We start from the raw sequence: 16827 nt of genomic DNA on the forward strand, positions 1-16827 counted from the left end.
CTGGGAAACCCATGCGTGTGAATATTACTTTCTCTTTGCTATTTTGCGCGACTTTTTGCCTAAATCTCTTTGTATGATCACTGTAGGGAACAGGAAATTGTCGGTTGACGATTTTGAAAAATTGCTTTATCAGGGCGGTAAAGTAGAATTGGATAAGACTGCGCGTGACCGCGTAAAGGTAAATTATGAGTTTCTGCAAAACTATGCGCAGAACAAAGTCATTTACGGTATCAATACCGGTTTCGGTCCCATGGCACAGTATAAAATCAGTGAGGAAGATCAGCGGCAACTGCAATTTAACCTGATCAGAAGCCATAGTGCCGGATCAGGTCAGCCTTTTACAGAAGAGCTTTCACGTGCTACCATGCTCGCCAGATTGAACAGTTTGATGCAAGGCGTTTCCGGTGTACACGTAGATGCAGCCGACCTGATCAGCGAGCTGCTTAATAAAAAAATCAGTGCCTGCATATTTGAACGCGGAGGCGTAGGCGCCAGTGGCGACCTGGTACAACTTGCCCACCTCGCCTTGAACCTTATTGGCGAAGGGGAAGTGTTGGTAGATGGCAAACTGCAGTCCGTAAAAGAAGTTTATACGGCCCATAACATTAAGCCTCTCGATATTTACCTGCGCGAAGGACTTGGTCTGATGAATGGAACATCGGCCATGACCGGTGTAGGCATGGTGAACATCATTCAGGCAAAACGTCTGCTATCCTGCGCTACGATTTTGTCGGCCATTACCAATGAGTTGATGAAATCATTCGATGATCATTTCTCGGAAGAGCTTAACCATGTAAAGCTTCATGTAGGGCAATCAAAAATAGCAGCCGGCATTCGTCATGTATTGTCAGACAGCAAGCTGGTGCGTAAACGCCCCGAGCATTTATACCATCGTAAAATTGTAGAAGCTGTATTTACCGATAAAGTGCAGGAGTACTACTCGCTGCGTTGTGTGCCGCAGATACTCGGCCCGGTATACGATACACTGGCAGAAGTACAACGCGTGCTGGAAGATGAAGTCAATTCAGCCAACGATAACCCGGTGATCGATCACGAACGCGAAATGGTATACCACGGTGGAAACTTCCACGGTGACTATGTATCCCTGGCGATGGATAAGCTCAAGATTGTGATCACCAAATTAACCATGCTTTCCGAGCGCCAGTTAAACTACCTGCTGAACGATAAACTCAATCAGAAGCTTCCTCCGTTCATCAACCTCGGTACATTGGGATTGAACTTCGGTTTGCAGGGTATGCAGTTCATGGCTACCTCCACAACGGCTGAAAACCAGACGCTGTCGTTCCCGATGTATCTGCACAGCATTTCGAACAACAACGATAACCAGGATATTGTAAGCATGGGTTGCAATGCAGCGCTCATGACCAAACGTGTCATCGATAACAGCTTCGATGTACTTACCATTCAGCTCTTCGCGGTAGTGCAGGCTATAGACTACCTCAAGTGCCAGGCAAGATTGTCTACCTTTACCACGAAAGTGTATGAAGAGTTTCGTGCCCTGGTAGGGCCTGTGCTGGAAGACAAACCCCGGTATAACGACATCCAGATCATCCGGAAGTATCTGGTAAATCTGGGCGCTTCGTTCCCGATTAATTAATTTATTTCGTTTACAGATTTTTATTTCCGTTCAATGATGAAATACGCACTCGTTACAGGAGGTTCCCGCGGTATAGGTCGTGCCATAGCCATTAAACTTGCCGAGCAAGGGTATAATATACTGATCAATTACAAGAGCAACGAAGCAGAAGCGCTTAAAACGCTCGAGATGATCCAGGAGAAAAATGTTACCGGCGAAATCATCAGGTTTGATGTATCCACCAAGGCAGATGTTGAAGGTGCGCTGGGAAGCTGGATCGAAAAGAATGCAGACAAAACCATTGAAGTATTGGTAAACAATGCCGGTGTGCGCCAGGATACATTGCTGATGTGGATGACCGATGAGCAGTGGGACGGTGTGCTGGGATCAAGCCTCGATGGCTTCTTCTATGTAACGCGCCTTGTGGTGAACGGCATGCTTAAAAAACGGTATGGAAGAATTGTGAACGTAGTGTCATTATCAGGCATTAAAGGAATGCCGGGACAGGTAAATTACTCGGCAGCCAAAGCAGGCGTTATCGGGGCAACCAAGGCGCTGGCGCAGGAAGTGGCCCGCAGAAACATTACTGTAAACGCCGTGGCGCCTGGCTTCATCCGTACGGATATGACACAGGATCTGAATGAGCAGGAGTTGAAAGGGCTCATTCCGATGCAACGGTTTGGCGAGCCCGAAGAAGTGGCGGAGGCTGTGGTCTTCCTCGCTTCACCAAAGGCATCGTACATAACGGGTACGGTACTGTCGATTAACGGTGGTCTTTATTCCTGAAAAGGTACACCACTGATAATCTTTCTGGTACTGCGGTGGATTGGCAGTGGCCAATCACAATTAAAAAATTATTTTTGCGAATAAATTGTATGCATGCCGAACTCCTGGTTAGACATGTATGCTGAAAATATCCCCTGACCTCCTCTATGAATAGAGTTGTTATAACCGGAATTGGCATTTATTCCTGCATAGGCAAAGACTTGGCAGAAGTGCAGCAATCCCTTTACAACGGTAAGTCTGGCATTTGGCTGGATCCCAGCCGTAAGGAAATGGGCTATCGCTCAGGGCTTAGCGGCAAAGTGGAGCGGCCTTCGCTGAAAGGTGTGCTCGACAGACGCGCCCGCGTGATGCTGCCCGAGCAAGGTGAATATGCCTTCATGTCTACAACGGAGGCGCTAAAGGTTGCAGGTCTCGATCAGGATTACCTCGATAAGCACGAAATAGGAATCATCTTCGGAAACGACAGCTCTGCTGCGCCGGTTATTGAGGCAACTGATATAATCCGCGAAAAGAAAGATACTACACTGGTGGGCTCGGGTTCTGTGTTTCAGTCGCTGAACTCCACCGTGAACATGAACCTCGCCACCATCTTCCGTTTAAAAGGAATCAATTTTACGGTAAGCGCTGCCTGTGCGAGTGGTTCACACTCCATTGGCCTCGCAGCCATGTTCATCAAAAACGGTATGCAGGATTGCATTATATGCGGTGGTGCGCAGGAAACGAATAAATACTCGATGGGTAATTTTGATGCGCTGAGCGCTTTCTCTATTCGTGAGAATGACCCTGCTGCGGCATCAAGACCTTTTGATAAATACCGTGATGGCCTCGTGCCCAGCGGTGGTGCCGCTACCGTTATACTCGAAAGCCTGGCGTCAGCACAACGCAGAGGCGCAACGATATTGGGAGAGGTGATCGGTTATGGTTTCTCTTCCAATGGCGAGCACATTTCAAATCCTACCGTGCAAGGCCCGGCCCGCTCGCTGGCTATGGCGATGAAAGATTCAGGATTGAAGATTACCGATATAGACTACATCAACGCGCATGCTACTTCTACACCGGCTGGTGATGCTAGTGAAGCAAAGGCGATTTACGAGATTTTTGGTTCCGTGAATACACCGGTTAGTTCTACCAAATCAATGACCGGTCATGAGTGCTGGATGGCGGGTGCAAGCGAGATTGTATATTCATTGCTGATGATGCAAAATTCTTTCATGGCCCCCAATATCAATTTTGAAACACCTGACGAAGACTCTGAGCATCTGAACATTATAACCAAAGCTCAGAATAAAAATATTGACGTATTTTTGTCAAATTCTTTCGGATTCGGAGGAACAAACTCGACCTTAATTGTTAAAAAGTGGAAGTAATCGCAATGAATCAAGCAGCAATCATTGAAAAGATCAATGGATTTTTAGTAGAGGAATTTGAGGTAGAGCCGGGTAAGATCACTCCGGAAGCCAACCTGCGCGAAACGCTGGAACTGGATAGCCTCGACTACATCGACCTGGTGGTGGTTATCGAAAGCAATTTCGGTTTTAAAGTGAAGCCGGAAGACTTTGTTAACATTGTTACTTTTCAGAATTTTTACGACTACGTGGCAAACCGCGTAAGCGAGAAAGTAACTTCCTGATCCCATGCCGCAATGGCAAGGTAAATCCAAGGGTAACAAACTCGGCTACAGGATCTTCGTCTACGTCATCCGTTATTTGGGTGTAAAGCCGGCTTATTTCCTGCTGCGCTTTGTAGCCGGTTATTATTTTGTTACCTCGTGGAGTTCTTCCAGGCATATCTATGCCTACTTCAGGAAGCGTCTTCATTATGGACGATTTTCGTCACTGTTAAAAATCTATAGCAATTACTATGTATTCGGACAAACGCTGCTGGATAAGGTAATTGTTATGGCTGGCATCGAAAACAAATTTACCTACCACTTTGATGGTGAAGAGAACCTCCGCGACATTGTGAGAGGCGGGCGAGGTGGTATATTAATCAGTGGCCACGTGGGCAACTGGGAGGCTGCCGGCCATTTGCTGAAACGCCTGAACACGCGCGTAAATGTTGTGATGTTTGATGGTGAACACGAACGCATCAAACAATACCTGGAGCAAGTAACGGGTGGACATAACTTCAATGTTATTGTTATCAAGAATGATATATCGCATGTATATGCTATTGGTCAGGCGCTGCAGAATAATGAATTGATCTGCCTGCATGCCGATCGTTTCTTACCGGGTAATAAAACACAATTGTTATCTTTTCTGGGAGAAGACGCGTTGTTTCCGCTGGGACCTTTTCAATTGTCAGCCGGCTTCAAAGTGCCCGTCTCCATTGTATTTGCATTCAAGGAATCGTCTACGCATTATCATTTCTTTGGAAGCAAACTTTTTGAGCGCGGTGAGGCTGAATCCAAACAGGAATTTACTTCCAAGCTGATGACTGCTTTTCGGGATGAGCTTGAACAAAAAGTAAATCTCTATCCGATACAATGGTTTAATTATTATAACTTTTGGGAAAAATAGCCCGGTAATCAGACGCTGAACTTTGACCCTAACCCCCGAATGCTAGCCACCCGACAAACCATTACCCAATATATACCGCAGCGCGATCCCATCGTGATGATTCACAACCTGGTGGAGGTAAGCGATGAGCATGCCGTTACCCAGTTTGCTATAGATACGGACAATATATTTGTGGAGGATGGTTATCTGGCCGAGCCAGGACTTGTAGAAAATATAGCACAGACGGCAGCGGTGCACGTTGGGTATCAATGTCAACAGAAAAATATACCCGTGCCGATTGGATATATAGCCGCTGTACGCGAGCTCAAGATACACGCGCTGCCGAAGCAAAACTCTACCATTACAACTTCCATTCGCATTGTAAACCAGGTGCTGGAATTAACCATTGCACAGGGAAAAATAGAACAGGACGGGCAACTGCTCTGCTCGTGCGAGATGCGCATCTTTGCTAAAATTCAAACCAACTGAATATAAAAAAGCTTGTTAATGTTTAACATGAATACCTGCTTATGAAACAACTCAATGCCCTCATTATCCTGTTGCTGGTAGCATCGATTACCCTTGCGCAAGATCGCAGCGACGTTTTTAAAGAAGATGCCAAAATTACCTGGCTTGGCCTTGATTTCTCCAATGCAAAACTGATTGGCGACCGCGAAAAACTTGGTTCAGAATCAGACATTCGTCACCTGATTGAAGCCTGGAACAATCTCATTGTTTCGGAAGGCGATAAGTTTGATGTAGCGGCTGCCATTGACAAGAAGAAAATAGAGAAGAACATTCAGCCTACGCTGGATCACAATGCTACACTCGATGTACTGTCCATGCTCTCCAATGCCGAGAAAGATTATATACACCTGAACCGTGATGGTGTTGCAGAGATTGTAGCGTCATACGACTTTAAAGGTGTATCAGGTATAGGATTGATGTTTAACATCGAGAGCTTCAGCAAAATGAATGAAGAAGCATCGATGTGGGTAACATTCATTAATATCGATACGAAAGAAGTGTTGTTCAGTGAGCGCGTGGTGGCAGAGCCCCGTGGCTTTGGCATGCGCAACTTCTGGGCTGGAGCTATTTTCGGAGCTCTGGAGCGCATCAAGAAAAAAGAGTATTCGATGTGGCGAAAGAAATACTATCGCCCGTAGAAGAGATACTACATGTAAGATTACCCGTGCACAAAGCTGAAAGTAAATCACCGAAAGCTTTTAGCTTTGTGCCTTTGTTTTAACACCCCCTGAAGCGTGCTGATCCATCAGACAGAAGTTGTTGTCCGATTTAATGAAGCCGATCCACTCGGCATCGTGTGGCATGGCCACTACCTGCGCTATTTTGAAGATGGCCGCGAGGCATTCGGCACACAATATGGCATCTCTTATCTTGATTTCTATAAAAACGGATTGGCTGTTCCTGTAGTATCGGTGCAGTGCGATTACAAGAAACCTCTTCGCTATGGCGATACAGTGATCGTAGAGTCTACATACGAACCCACACCGGCGGCCAAGCTGAATTTCAGCTATAAAATGTACGAGTCTGTAACGAAGGAACTGGTGGCAACCGGCTCTACCGTGCAGGTGTTTGTGGATGTGAAAACATTTCAGTTGCAACTGATCGTGCCCGAGTTTTTTCAAAACTGGAAAACCAAGTGGAAATTATAATGGCACGGCAGGTCTGGTCAATCGCTGATAGTATCGTTTCTCCGCTGGGTAACACCAGCGAAGAAAATTACCGCCAGGTACGTGCCGGTAATTCCGGAATACGATTAGTAAACGATGCGCGCTGGAGCGACAAGCCCTTCATGACAGCTGCGATTGAATCCATTCAGGCGACCGATAATGCCACGCGCTTCGAACAGATTGCGCTGAAGGCTCTTGAAAATGCACTAACCGGTATAGCACTGCCAGCCGACAAAACGATCTTTATACTTTCTACTACCAAAGGCAATATTGAATTACTGGATGCAGAGCAGGACAATCATCCGCGTATACACCTGCACGCAGTAGCGCAGCATCTCGGCGACATCATTGGCCTAAAACGAAATATAGTCGTTTCCAACGCCTGTATATCCGGAGTGCTCGCGCTGATTATCGCGAAGCGTTTTCTGGAAGCAGGGCAGTACGATCATGCTGTTGTGCTGGGCGCTGACGTGCTGAGTAAATTTGTAGTGTCAGGGTTTCAAAGTTTGCAGGCCATGAGCCCTGCATTGTGCAAGCCTTTTGATGCCAATCGGACTGGCATTAACCTGGGAGAAGCAGCAGGCGTTATGGTTTTGTCTGCAGCGCCACAGGCAATTGGTATAGATGCTACCGTACGACTTCTGGGAGGCGCTGTGAGCAATGATGCCAACCATATATCCGGTCCATCACGCACCGGCGAAGAGTTGGCGTTAGCGGTGAACCAGGCACTTTATACTTCAGGACTTTCCATCAATGATATTGATTTTATTTCAGCTCACGGAACAGCTACACTATACAACGACGAGATGGAGGCAAAGGCTTTTGATGCCGCAGGTCTCAATACGGTTCCGCTCAACAGTCTGAAAGGATATTATGGCCATACACTGGGTGCAGCGGGTGTTATTGAAACCATCATCTCTATGCGCAGTCTTCTGCAGAACGAATTGATACCCACGAAGGGATTTGATACTTTTGGCGTTCCAAAAGAGATTAATGTATATAAGGAACTCCAACCCAAACCTTTAAACCGAATTTTAAAAACCGCATCCGGTTTTGGTGGATGCAATGCCGCACTGGTTGTGGAGAAAGTTAACTAACAATCGCCATGAATTTTTTCGAAACAGACAAACTCACCGCATTACAATCAATTGAAAAAGCACAGTGGATTGCCTTTGCACCCGCGGTGTTTCAAACCACGCGCGTGCTGCGCGAAACCGGTATATTAAAAACGATACAGGCACATCCGGATGGATTAACGCAGGCACAGGTTGTTGAGAAAACAAAAGTTTCCAAATATGGCGTGCGGGTGTTGATGGAAGCGGCATTAGGTATAGGTCTGCTCACTTGCAAAGATGATGTTTACAAAGTAACCAAAACAGCAACGTTTATTCTCAACGACAAACTCACACAGGTGAACTTCGATTTCATGCACGATGTGTGCTACAATGGATTGTTTACACTGGATAAGAGTATAGATAAAGGAACACCGGAAGGATTGAAAGTATTTGGCGATTGGCCAACGCTATACCGCGCACTGGCGCACTTCCCGCCAAAAGTGAGAGAGAGCTGGCTGGCATTCGATCATTACTATTCCGATGCGTCTTTTGCAGATGTATTACCAATCGTTTTCAACAGTAAGCCAAAATCATTGCTGGATATAGGCGGCAATACCGGTAAGTGGGCTCTCGAATGTTTTCAATACGATAAAGATGTTACCGTTACCATCTTCGATTTACCCGGTCAGGTAAACATGGCCAGCAAGAATATAACCGAGAGAGGATTTGGCGATCGCATTCGCTTCCACGAAAGTGATATACTCGATGAGAGCCTTCCCTTCCCGAAAGGTTTTGATGCCATCTGGATGAGCCAGTTTCTCGATTGCTTTTCCGATGACCAGATCATTTCCATTCTGAAGCGTTGCCGTCAGGCGTTGAATCCCGATGGAAGTGTATATATACTGGAGCCGTTCTGGGATTGCCAGCGATTTGAAGTGGGAGCGTTCGCCTTGCAGCAAACCTCTATATACTTTACCGCCATGGCCAACGGAAACAGCCAGATGTATCATTCAGATATTTTTAAAGGCTTTATCAGAGAAGCAGGATTTGCAGTAGCAGATCAAAAAGATATGCTGGGGGTTGGCAATACCTTACTGGTTTGCAAGCCCGCTTAACGCTATATATGGTTTTAGAGACCCCAATCCTACAATAAAGACTATCTGGGCAATGAAAGAAAAAATTGATGTTTTGGTGATCGGGGCCGGGCCTGCCGGAAGTATAGCAGCGGCCATGGTACACAAAGCCGGATTTAAAGTACGTGTGGTTGAGCGTGAAAAATTTCCACGCTTTGTGATTGGTGAAAGCTTGTTGCCGCGTTGTATGGAAGTGTTGGATGATGCCGAATTGCTGGATGCCATCAAGGCTATGAACTTTCAAAAGAAATTCGGAGCTAAATTTTTGAAGGACGAAAAAGTATCTGACTTCAACTTCAGCGATCAATTTTCGAAAGGATGGAACTGGACATGGCAGGTAAAACGTGCCGACTTCGATCTGGCATTGGCTACAGAAGTACAACGCAAAGGCGTACAGGTAGATTTCGAAACCACCGTTACCGCTATTCAGTTTTTTGACGATGAAAGCTCTATAACAACTGTACAGCGCCTGGATGGATCAACCGAAGAGATTGCAGCACGATTTATTATCGATGCGAGCGGTTACGGTCGTGTCATCCCGCGCTTGTTCAACCTAGATAAACCTTCAAACCTCGACCCGCGCAAAGCAGTATTTGCACACGTACAGGATACACACCGCGATAACTTTGATGAACCGAATCGCATTATCGCGATCATGTATGCGCCCGGTTTCTGGACGTGGATCATTCCATTTTCCGATGGCGTAACGTCACTCGGCTTTGTAGGAAGCTTTGATTATTTCAATGCTATACCAGGCGATCTTTCTGCGCAGTATAAAGCGTGCATTGAAGGACATCCTTACCTGAAGAAGCGTTTTGGCGATGTGAAGTGGGCGTGGGAGGAACCGCGAAAGCTCGAAGCCTGGTCAGCCACAACCGATAAATTCTACGGAAAAGGATTTGTGCTTACCGGTAACGTAACGGAGTTTCTTGATCCCATTTTCTCTTCCGGAGTAATGTTTGCAACCGTATCAAGTCACATGGCCAGCAAGCAGGTTATACGCAAATTGAAAGGAGAATCTGTAGATTGGGATAACGACTATACAAAAGTAATACAGCAGGGTGTAGATGTATTCCGCACCTATGTAATGGCATGGTATGATGGAACACTGGAAAAAGTATTCTTCATCAAGAATCCTGATCCGGTTATCAAGAGCCAAGTGTGCTCAGTACTGGCAGGGTATGTATGGGATCAGACAAACCCATACGTACGCGACCACGATGTAGCCCTGAAGCGCCTTGTAAAATTGATTGATGTAAACGAGCGTATAGCACAAGGCTAACAGATATGTATATTTCGGCAACCAGCATAATTCGTCATCAGACTGTTTATCATCAGGGAAAAAATGTATGGGAGAATAAATCGCTTCCATTCGATGATTTCCTTTCGGCACTGTATGATACGCTGGCACCGGAGTATCCGAAGTTTTATAAAATGGACCGGCTTGCCAAGCTGGGCTTTCTGGCCACCGAAGTGTTGTTGAAAGAGCAATCGATCAAACAATACGCTCCGGACGCGGTTTCACTTGTATTGTCAAATGCCCAGGCAAGTCTCGATACAGATGTGCGCTACCATGAGGCAGCCAAAACATCTTCGAGCCCTGCGTTGTTTGTATATACACTCCCGAACATCGTATCGGGTGAAATATGCATCCGGCATAAGATCAAGGGCGAGAATACATTCTTTGTATCACCGTCATTCGATGCCGGGTTGATCGCATCCTATACCGAACAGGTGATGGCCCAACCCGCTGTGCAGGCTTGTATAGCTGGGTGGGTGGATGTGATGGACAGCCGCCACGATGTTTTCTTATATTTGGCAGAGAAAGAACCGCGGGGTCTGAAGCTGCCACACACAGCACATGAATTAGTAAAATTATACCAGTAAGCAATATGGAACAGTTGATGGCCGATCTGAAAAAACAGATCATTGAAGCGTTGAACCTGAAGCACCTGAAGCCGGAAAATATAGGCGATGATCAGCCTCTGTTCGGTGATGGCTTGGGCCTTGATTCGATCGATGCACTGGAGCTCATTGTGCTCCTGCAGCAGAGCTATAAAGTAAAGATCGATAATCCGCAAGACGGGCCTACGATTTTCCGCTCTGTGAAATCTATAGCAGAGTATATACGTGCTCATCAAACCGCCTGATTGTTTTGAAAGGCACGGTTCATGTTGCAGGTATAGGCGTAATAGCAGCCATTGGTAACACGGTGGAGGAATGCATGCGCTCTTTCCGGCAGCATATTTCAGGTATAGGGCCTATAACATTATTCGATTCCATCCATCGCGGTGTATTGCCGGTAGGTGAAGTAAAACTCTCCAACGAGGCACTCGCAGCAAGACTTGATAAGCCCGTGTATACATCACGCACAGCATTGCTGGGTATACAAGCCGCACGTGAAGCTGTGGCAAATGCCGGTATAGATCTGAAAAAATGGCGCACCGGCCTTATCTCGGCTACAACGGTAGGAGGGATGGATCGCACCGAAAGTTTCTTTCCCGAGTTCCTTCAGGATAACAGCAAAGGAAGATTACACGATGTAGTGAACCACGCCTGTGGACGATCTACTGAACTGATCGCAGACGATCTGGGTATATATAGCTTTATCTCCACAATCAACACAGCATGCTCATCTTCGGTCAATGCTATTGCCTATGGCACACGCCTCATCAACCACGGCATGCTGGATATAGTGGTGGCCGGTGGTTCGGATGCTCTTTCCAAATTTACTCTCAACGGCTTTAACAGCCTGATGATTCTTGACAAAGAACCTTGCCGCCCGTTTGATGCCGGCCGCAAAGGATTAAACCTGGGGGAAGGGGCAGGCTTTGTTGTGATTGTATCGCAGCGTGTGCTGGAACAGGAAAAGAAAAAATCGCTGGCCGTTGTGGCCGGTTATGGTAATACGAATGATGCCTATCACCAGACGGCTTCATCGCCGGAAGGAAGAGGCTCGTATGCAGCCATGCAGAAAGCACTCGCCATGAGCGAACTTTCTATAAGCGACATTGATTATATTAACCTGCATGGTACAGGTACATTAAACAACGATGCTTCCGAAGGCACCGCAGTGAAACGATTCTTTGGCGATCATCTGCCAAAGCTGAGTTCAACCAAAGCCTTTACAGGCCATACACTCGGAGCAAGCGGAGGTATAGAAGCGGTATTTTCCGTGCTGGCACTTACACAGCAATGTGTATTTCCCAACCTTCGTTTTGAAACGGCCATGCCGGAAGTCGATATCGTACCACAGCAACAGTTTGAGGAAACAACTATAAATCACGTGATGAGCAACTCGTTCGGTTTCGGAGGAAATTGCTCGTCAATTGTATTCTCGAAGTAAAAAAGATATAGATATATACTTTAAACCATTCACTAAATCTATAGCGTAAATGTCTTGCATCTTCGTTACCGGCATGGGCAATATCTCTCCACAGAAAACCTGGGGCGATGCACCGTTGCTTTCGGAGATTGCGGAATATACTGCCAGCCGGCTTTCGTGTGTTGAGCCTGATTACTCACAGTGGTTCGATCCGCGCCAGTTAAGAAGGATGAGCCGCATTCTGAAAATGGGTGTTGCCGCCGGCTCCATAGCACTGAAAGAAGCGGGTATAACAGTACCCGATGCGATCATTACCGGCACTGGCTACGGCTGCCTCGAAGACACGGGTATATTTCTTTCAAAACTGGTGGAAAATAAAGAAGAGGCATTGAACCCTACACCCTTTATTCAATCAACGCACAATACTATTGGTTCACTGATAGCCTTGCAACTGCAGTGCCAGGGATATAACCAGACCTACACACAGGAAGCGTTCTCTTTCGAGAACTCATTGCTGGATGCCTTGCTGATGGTAAAGGAAGAACCAACACTCAATGTATTGGTAGGTGGTGTAGATGAGATCACCGATTATAGTCATGCCATCCAGAAGCGTTTCGGCATATTTGCTGACGATACTTCAAACCTCGATCTTTTCAAAAAAGAGCAAGGCACTGTTAATGGCGAAGGCGCCACCTATATAGTGCTCTCCGGCAAGAAACATTCTTATCATGTATGCGTGGAGTCGGTAGCAACATTCTATAAAGCCGAAGACCAAACATTGCAGCAAAATATCAATCGCCTGTTGAGTGATGCCGGGCTTGCAGCAAAAGATATAGATTGCCTGCTGCTCGGTGTGAGCGGTAATGCAAAACATGATAAGCCGTTACAGGAACATGCTTCAAAGATCTTTGCACAGAGTTCAGTAGGCGCCTTCAAACACCTGAGTGGAGAACATCCGGTAGCATCTGCGTTTGCATTTTGGTTAGGAGTAAAGATGTTACAAGATCAGGTGATACCTGACGCCGTAGTTATACGCAATGCCGGAAGGCCATTGAATACCGTCTTGATATATAATCAGTACGCTGGCACACACCATTCTATCATCCTGCTCAAATCATGTCGCGATTCTGGATAAGCAATATAGCATTTCTGGTATTGTTCTTTGCGCTTTACCTCATTGATGCGCAGCATGGCATATCTGTTGCCTGGTATATTTTGCTGATCGTTCTGTTGGTCGTTATTCATACATTCGGATCGATTTATCTGTCGATGCAATTTTTTATACCCACACGTTGCAAGGGTATATCTGACCATGCAATAGCCATTACTTTCGATGACGGACCCATTGCCGGCATGACGGATAAGATATTGACCATTCTGAAAGAACATAATGTAAAGGCTTCTTTCTTCTGTATAGGTCATCGTGTGGCGCGTGAGCCCATGCTGGCGAAGCGTTTGCACGAAGAAGGACATCTTCTGGGAAATCATACCTATTGGCACAAAGCAACATTCGATATACAGTCAGCAAAGACCATTGCCAAAGAACTTGCCGATACAGATAAGGCTATAGTGAGAGCCGTTGGTGTAGAACCAAGATTCTTCCGCCCGCCCTATGGGGTAACAAACCCGATGGTGGCTTCCGGAATAAAGCGTGGCGGAAAGTATACAGTGGTGGGATGGAGTGTGCGCTCATTCGATACAGTGATTAAAGATCGTGCAAAGCTCTTCGAGCGTGTAACGAAATCATTGAAAAGTGGAGATATTGTGCTCTTTCATGATTATAGCGAAAGTACGTTGGATATACTTTCCGATTTCCTCCATCACGTTTCCAAACTTGGTTTGAAAGTTGTAAGAGTAGACGAATTACTAAACGAGAAAGCGTATGTTTAAAAATATAGTTAACAAGATTTGTACTGTGTGGATGTTTATTGGCGGGCTCTTGTTCATTTCTTCCGCAGCGTGGGCGCAGTATCCCGGCTATAAACCGGTAGCCGACCTTGCTGCATTTAAAAAGCAGTTTGCTGTGGAATCGGCCAAAGTGCAATCCATTACCAGCGATTTTACACAGAACAAAGAACTGCTGGCACTGACCGAAACGATCACGTCATCGGGTAAATTCTGGTTCAAGCGCAGCAACCGCGTTCGTATAGACTATACAAAGCCCTTTACCTATCGCATGGTGATGAATGGCGATAAGATGCTGGTGAAAGATGATCAGAAGGAAAATCGGATCAATGTAAAGTCAAACAAGTTATTTCAGCAAGTAAACAAGATCATGATCGACTGTGTGCAGGGCACTATCCTTGATAGCAAGGATTTTACCACACGCGTTTTTGAAAATGATAAAACATACTTGCTGGAGATGACACCCGTGGCGAAAACATTGAAAGAGTTCTTTCAGACGATTGTCCTGACGGTAGAGAAAAAAGATTACTCCGTACGTTCCATCGATATGAACGAACCTGCGGGCGATAAAACTACAATTACGTTCTCCAACAAAGTACTCAATGCACTGGTGGCCGATGAAGTATTTGCATTATAGTATCGGGCTGCTGTTGCTGGTAAGTTGTGCTTCCGTGTATAAATCGCGCAAGCCTGTGCCGTTGGATCAGGCGTGTATCGAAAAGATACAACCACCAGGTATTACGACAAGCTGGTATACCACCTACGTGGATGTAGTCGGTAGGCATATCAGCGGGTTATTACTGATTAAGCAGATGCCTGATTCATCCAAACGAATTGTGTTTACCAACGAAGCAGGGGTAACGTTCCTTGATTTTCGGTTTGCTGCTAATGGAACATTTGAAGTAAAGCAGGTAATAAAACAGTTGAACAAAAAACCGGTGATCCTGACCTTCCGAAAAGACTTCGAGCTGATGCTGGGGATTCCGTTTCGGAAGGGTATTAGCCAGGCATGGTTGCAGGATGGGGAAGTTTATTACGGAGCATCTCAAAAAAAGGAAACAGCCTATTTTATTACTACCCCGGATTGTGCTTCTTTGCGAAGAATGGAGTTAGGTTCCAGGCGAAAGAAGAAAGTAACGGTAAGCCTGTGGGGAAACGATCTGTCGGCTCCTGATTCCATACAAGTAAAGCACTATACTTTCAATATGGTGATAGGTTTGAAAAAAATAGAACGCTAAATGTTATTGGATAATTTCTACAGCATCGTTAAGAAAGAATCGGCAGAAGCATCGGCAAGTGCAGCGATCGCTATCAATGCATCACACAAAATACTGCAAGGCCATTTTCCCGGCCAGCCGGTAGTGCCCGGTGTATGCATGATGCAGATTGTGCGCGAGCTGACAGAATTATTCGTGTCGAAAAAATTGAAGATAACAGAAGGCGATAATCTCAAGTTTCTTTCCATTATAGATCCGCGTCAGCACAACGAAATAGATGTGACCGTTTCGTGGAAAGAAAATGCCGGTATATATATAGTGAATGCTACATTGTTTGCCGGAGCGGTTACATTTTTCAAATTCAAAGGTACACTGCAAGCCGTATGATGGACGAAGTATTTGAACAGCATAAGGTTTGTGTATTAATACCTACCTATAACAACAATCGCACACTGGAAAAAGTGTTGCAGGATGTTATGCGTTTCACTTCGCACATCCTGGTAGTAAACGATGGCTCTACCGACAATACTGCTGATATACTTGCCCAATATCCTTTGTTGAAGACGGTTCAGTATACCAATAACCAGGGCAAAGGATATGCATTACGCAGAGGCTTCAAAGAGGCCGTTGCGCTGGGCTATGATTATGTGATCACCATCGATTCGGACGGACAGCATTTTGCTGAGGATCTTCCCAAGTTCCTGAATAAATTGAAGGAACATCCGCGTGCAATCATTATGGGTGCGCGCAATATGAATCAAGCCAGCGTTCCCGGAAAAAGCAGTTTTGGTCATAAGTTCTCCAACTTCTGGTTTAAAGTAGAGACGGGTGTACAAATGAGCGATACACAAAGCGGCTATCGTTTATACCCGGTATACCTGTTGAAAGACATTAAATTTCTAACGAAGAAATTTGAATTTGAAATAGAAGTGATGGTGCGTGCCGTCTGGCGGGGTATCGATATTACCGAAGTGCCGGTAAGAGTATATTATGCTGAAAAGGGCGAGCGTGTTTCGCACTTTCGTCCGTTCAAAGATTTTACGCGGATCAGCATTCTGAACACTGTATTGGTAACACTGGCTCTCCTGTATTATAAACCTCGCGACTTCTTTCGCAGCATTAAAAAAAAAACTTCAGGCAGGTAATTCGTGAGCAGCTGGCCAATCCGGATGAATCTGACGCAGTAAAAGCGGCCTCCGTAGGGTTCGGTATATTTATGGGCATTGTGCCGCTCTGGGGATTTCAACTGGTGATAGCCATTGCACTGGCATTTGCTTTTAAGCTCAACAAGGCATTGGTTGTTATTGCAGCCAACATCAGTATACCACCCATGATACCGCTTATACTTTTTTTGAGCCATCGTACCGGGGCTATCTGGATGGGCGATCATGCCAAAGAGATTTCCTTTACAACCGATATTACGTTGGGCATGATGCATAATAATTTTGTGCAATACGTAGTGGGAGGTATAACGCTTTCTATTGCAGCAGGTATAGGATTCGGTTTACTGACCTATGTGTTGCTGAAGATTTTTGGAAAGCGTACAAACTGATTTATTTTATGAATCTGAAAAGCGATAGAACCACGATATAGATACTCACCGGTTTGTAAGAAATG

The 16827-nt window shown here is 45.8% G+C and carries 21 protein-coding genes; all 21 read left to right on the forward strand.

Features of this window, described 5'->3' with window-relative positions; all coding sequences use genetic code 11:
- Window positions 1-1618: HAL/PAL/TAL family ammonia-lyase (locus V7Q33_RS09665; RefSeq protein WP_333819714.1), on the forward strand; the 1618-nt coding region annotated here is incomplete at its 5' end.
- A 33-nt stretch (window positions 1619-1651) separates the two neighbouring features.
- Window positions 1652-2383: a 3-oxoacyl-ACP reductase FabG gene (gene fabG / locus V7Q33_RS09670; protein ID WP_331977671.1), complete on the forward strand. Its 732-nt coding sequence runs from the start codon at window positions 1652-1654 to the stop codon at window positions 2381-2383.
- Window positions 2384-2529: 146 nt separating this feature from the next.
- A complete protein-coding gene (locus tag V7Q33_RS09675; RefSeq protein WP_333819715.1) occupies window positions 2530-3750 on the forward strand; it encodes a beta-ketoacyl-[acyl-carrier-protein] synthase family protein in 1221 nt (406 codons plus the stop codon).
- A 5-nt stretch (window positions 3751-3755) separates the two neighbouring features.
- A complete protein-coding gene (locus V7Q33_RS09680; protein ID WP_331977675.1) occupies window positions 3756-4013 on the forward strand; it encodes an acyl carrier protein in 258 nt (85 codons plus the stop codon).
- 4 nt (window positions 4014-4017) lie between these two features.
- The gene (locus V7Q33_RS09685; RefSeq protein ID WP_333819716.1) at window positions 4018-4902 is read left to right on the forward strand and encodes an LpxL/LpxP family acyltransferase; all 885 of its coding nucleotides are present in this window, start codon (window positions 4018-4020) and stop codon (window positions 4900-4902) included.
- Window positions 4903-4941: 39 nt separating this feature from the next.
- Entirely contained in the window at window positions 4942-5370 is a 429-nt protein-coding gene (locus V7Q33_RS09690; RefSeq protein WP_331977678.1) for a 3-hydroxyacyl-ACP dehydratase, read from the forward strand.
- A gap of 41 nt (window positions 5371-5411) precedes the next feature.
- Window positions 5412-6047, forward strand: coding sequence for a hypothetical protein (locus V7Q33_RS09695; RefSeq protein WP_331977680.1), 636 nt, complete (start codon window positions 5412-5414; stop codon window positions 6045-6047).
- Window positions 6048-6143: 96 nt separating this feature from the next.
- The gene (locus tag V7Q33_RS09700) at window positions 6144-6557 is read left to right on the forward strand and encodes an acyl-CoA thioesterase (protein ID WP_331977682.1); all 414 of its coding nucleotides are present in this window, start codon (window positions 6144-6146) and stop codon (window positions 6555-6557) included.
- Window positions 6557-7672: a beta-ketoacyl synthase N-terminal-like domain-containing protein gene (locus tag V7Q33_RS09705; RefSeq protein ID WP_333819717.1), complete on the forward strand. Its 1116-nt coding sequence runs from the start codon at window positions 6557-6559 to the stop codon at window positions 7670-7672. The genes V7Q33_RS09700 and V7Q33_RS09705 overlap by 1 nt, the downstream gene beginning before the upstream one ends.
- Window positions 7673-7680: 8 nt before the next feature.
- On the forward strand, window positions 7681-8745 hold the full coding sequence (locus V7Q33_RS09710; protein ID WP_331977686.1) for a class I SAM-dependent methyltransferase: 1065 nt from the start codon (window positions 7681-7683) through the stop codon (window positions 8743-8745).
- Between the two features lie 52 nt (window positions 8746-8797).
- Window positions 8798-10045: an NAD(P)/FAD-dependent oxidoreductase gene (locus V7Q33_RS09715; RefSeq protein WP_331977688.1), complete on the forward strand. Its 1248-nt coding sequence runs from the start codon at window positions 8798-8800 to the stop codon at window positions 10043-10045.
- 5 nt (window positions 10046-10050) lie between these two features.
- The gene (locus tag V7Q33_RS09720; RefSeq protein WP_331977690.1) at window positions 10051-10650 is read left to right on the forward strand and encodes a hypothetical protein; all 600 of its coding nucleotides are present in this window, start codon (window positions 10051-10053) and stop codon (window positions 10648-10650) included.
- A gap of 5 nt (window positions 10651-10655) precedes the next feature.
- On the forward strand, window positions 10656-10913 hold the full coding sequence (locus V7Q33_RS09725; protein WP_331977692.1) for a phosphopantetheine-binding protein: 258 nt from the start codon (window positions 10656-10658) through the stop codon (window positions 10911-10913).
- Window positions 10914-10918: 5 nt separating this feature from the next.
- Window positions 10919-12109, forward strand: coding sequence for a beta-ketoacyl-[acyl-carrier-protein] synthase family protein (locus V7Q33_RS09730; protein ID WP_333819718.1), 1191 nt, complete (start codon window positions 10919-10921; stop codon window positions 12107-12109).
- A gap of 49 nt (window positions 12110-12158) precedes the next feature.
- Window positions 12159-13223, forward strand: a complete 1065-nt coding sequence (locus V7Q33_RS09735; RefSeq protein ID WP_331977696.1) for a beta-ketoacyl synthase N-terminal-like domain-containing protein — start codon at window positions 12159-12161, stop codon at window positions 13221-13223.
- Window positions 13205-13978, forward strand: coding sequence for a polysaccharide deacetylase family protein (locus V7Q33_RS09740; protein WP_333819719.1), 774 nt, complete (start codon window positions 13205-13207; stop codon window positions 13976-13978). Before V7Q33_RS09735 ends, V7Q33_RS09740 begins: the two co-directional genes overlap by 19 nt.
- Window positions 13971-14630: an outer membrane lipoprotein carrier protein LolA gene (locus tag V7Q33_RS09745; protein WP_331977700.1), complete on the forward strand. Its 660-nt coding sequence runs from the start codon at window positions 13971-13973 to the stop codon at window positions 14628-14630. Before V7Q33_RS09740 ends, V7Q33_RS09745 begins: the two co-directional genes overlap by 8 nt.
- The gene (locus V7Q33_RS09750; RefSeq protein WP_333819720.1) at window positions 14611-15231 is read left to right on the forward strand and encodes a hypothetical protein; all 621 of its coding nucleotides are present in this window, start codon (window positions 14611-14613) and stop codon (window positions 15229-15231) included. The genes V7Q33_RS09745 and V7Q33_RS09750 overlap by 20 nt, the downstream gene beginning before the upstream one ends.
- On the forward strand, window positions 15232-15597 hold the full coding sequence (locus tag V7Q33_RS09755; protein ID WP_333819721.1) for a hydroxymyristoyl-ACP dehydratase: 366 nt from the start codon (window positions 15232-15234) through the stop codon (window positions 15595-15597). It begins immediately after the preceding gene.
- Complete coding sequence (locus tag V7Q33_RS09760) at window positions 15594-16355, forward strand: glycosyltransferase family 2 protein (RefSeq protein WP_333819722.1); 762 nt, start codon at window positions 15594-15596, stop codon at window positions 16353-16355. The genes V7Q33_RS09755 and V7Q33_RS09760 overlap by 4 nt, the downstream gene beginning before the upstream one ends.
- Window positions 16356-16426: 71 nt before the next feature.
- Window positions 16427-16762: a DUF2062 domain-containing protein gene (locus V7Q33_RS09765; protein ID WP_331977708.1), complete on the forward strand. Its 336-nt coding sequence runs from the start codon at window positions 16427-16429 to the stop codon at window positions 16760-16762.
- Window positions 16763-16827 lie beyond the last annotated feature (65 nt).

The sequence above is a fragment of the Ohtaekwangia sp. genome (genome assembly GCF_036786105.1).
Lineage (GTDB): Bacteria > Bacteroidota > Bacteroidia > Cytophagales > Cyclobacteriaceae > Ohtaekwangia.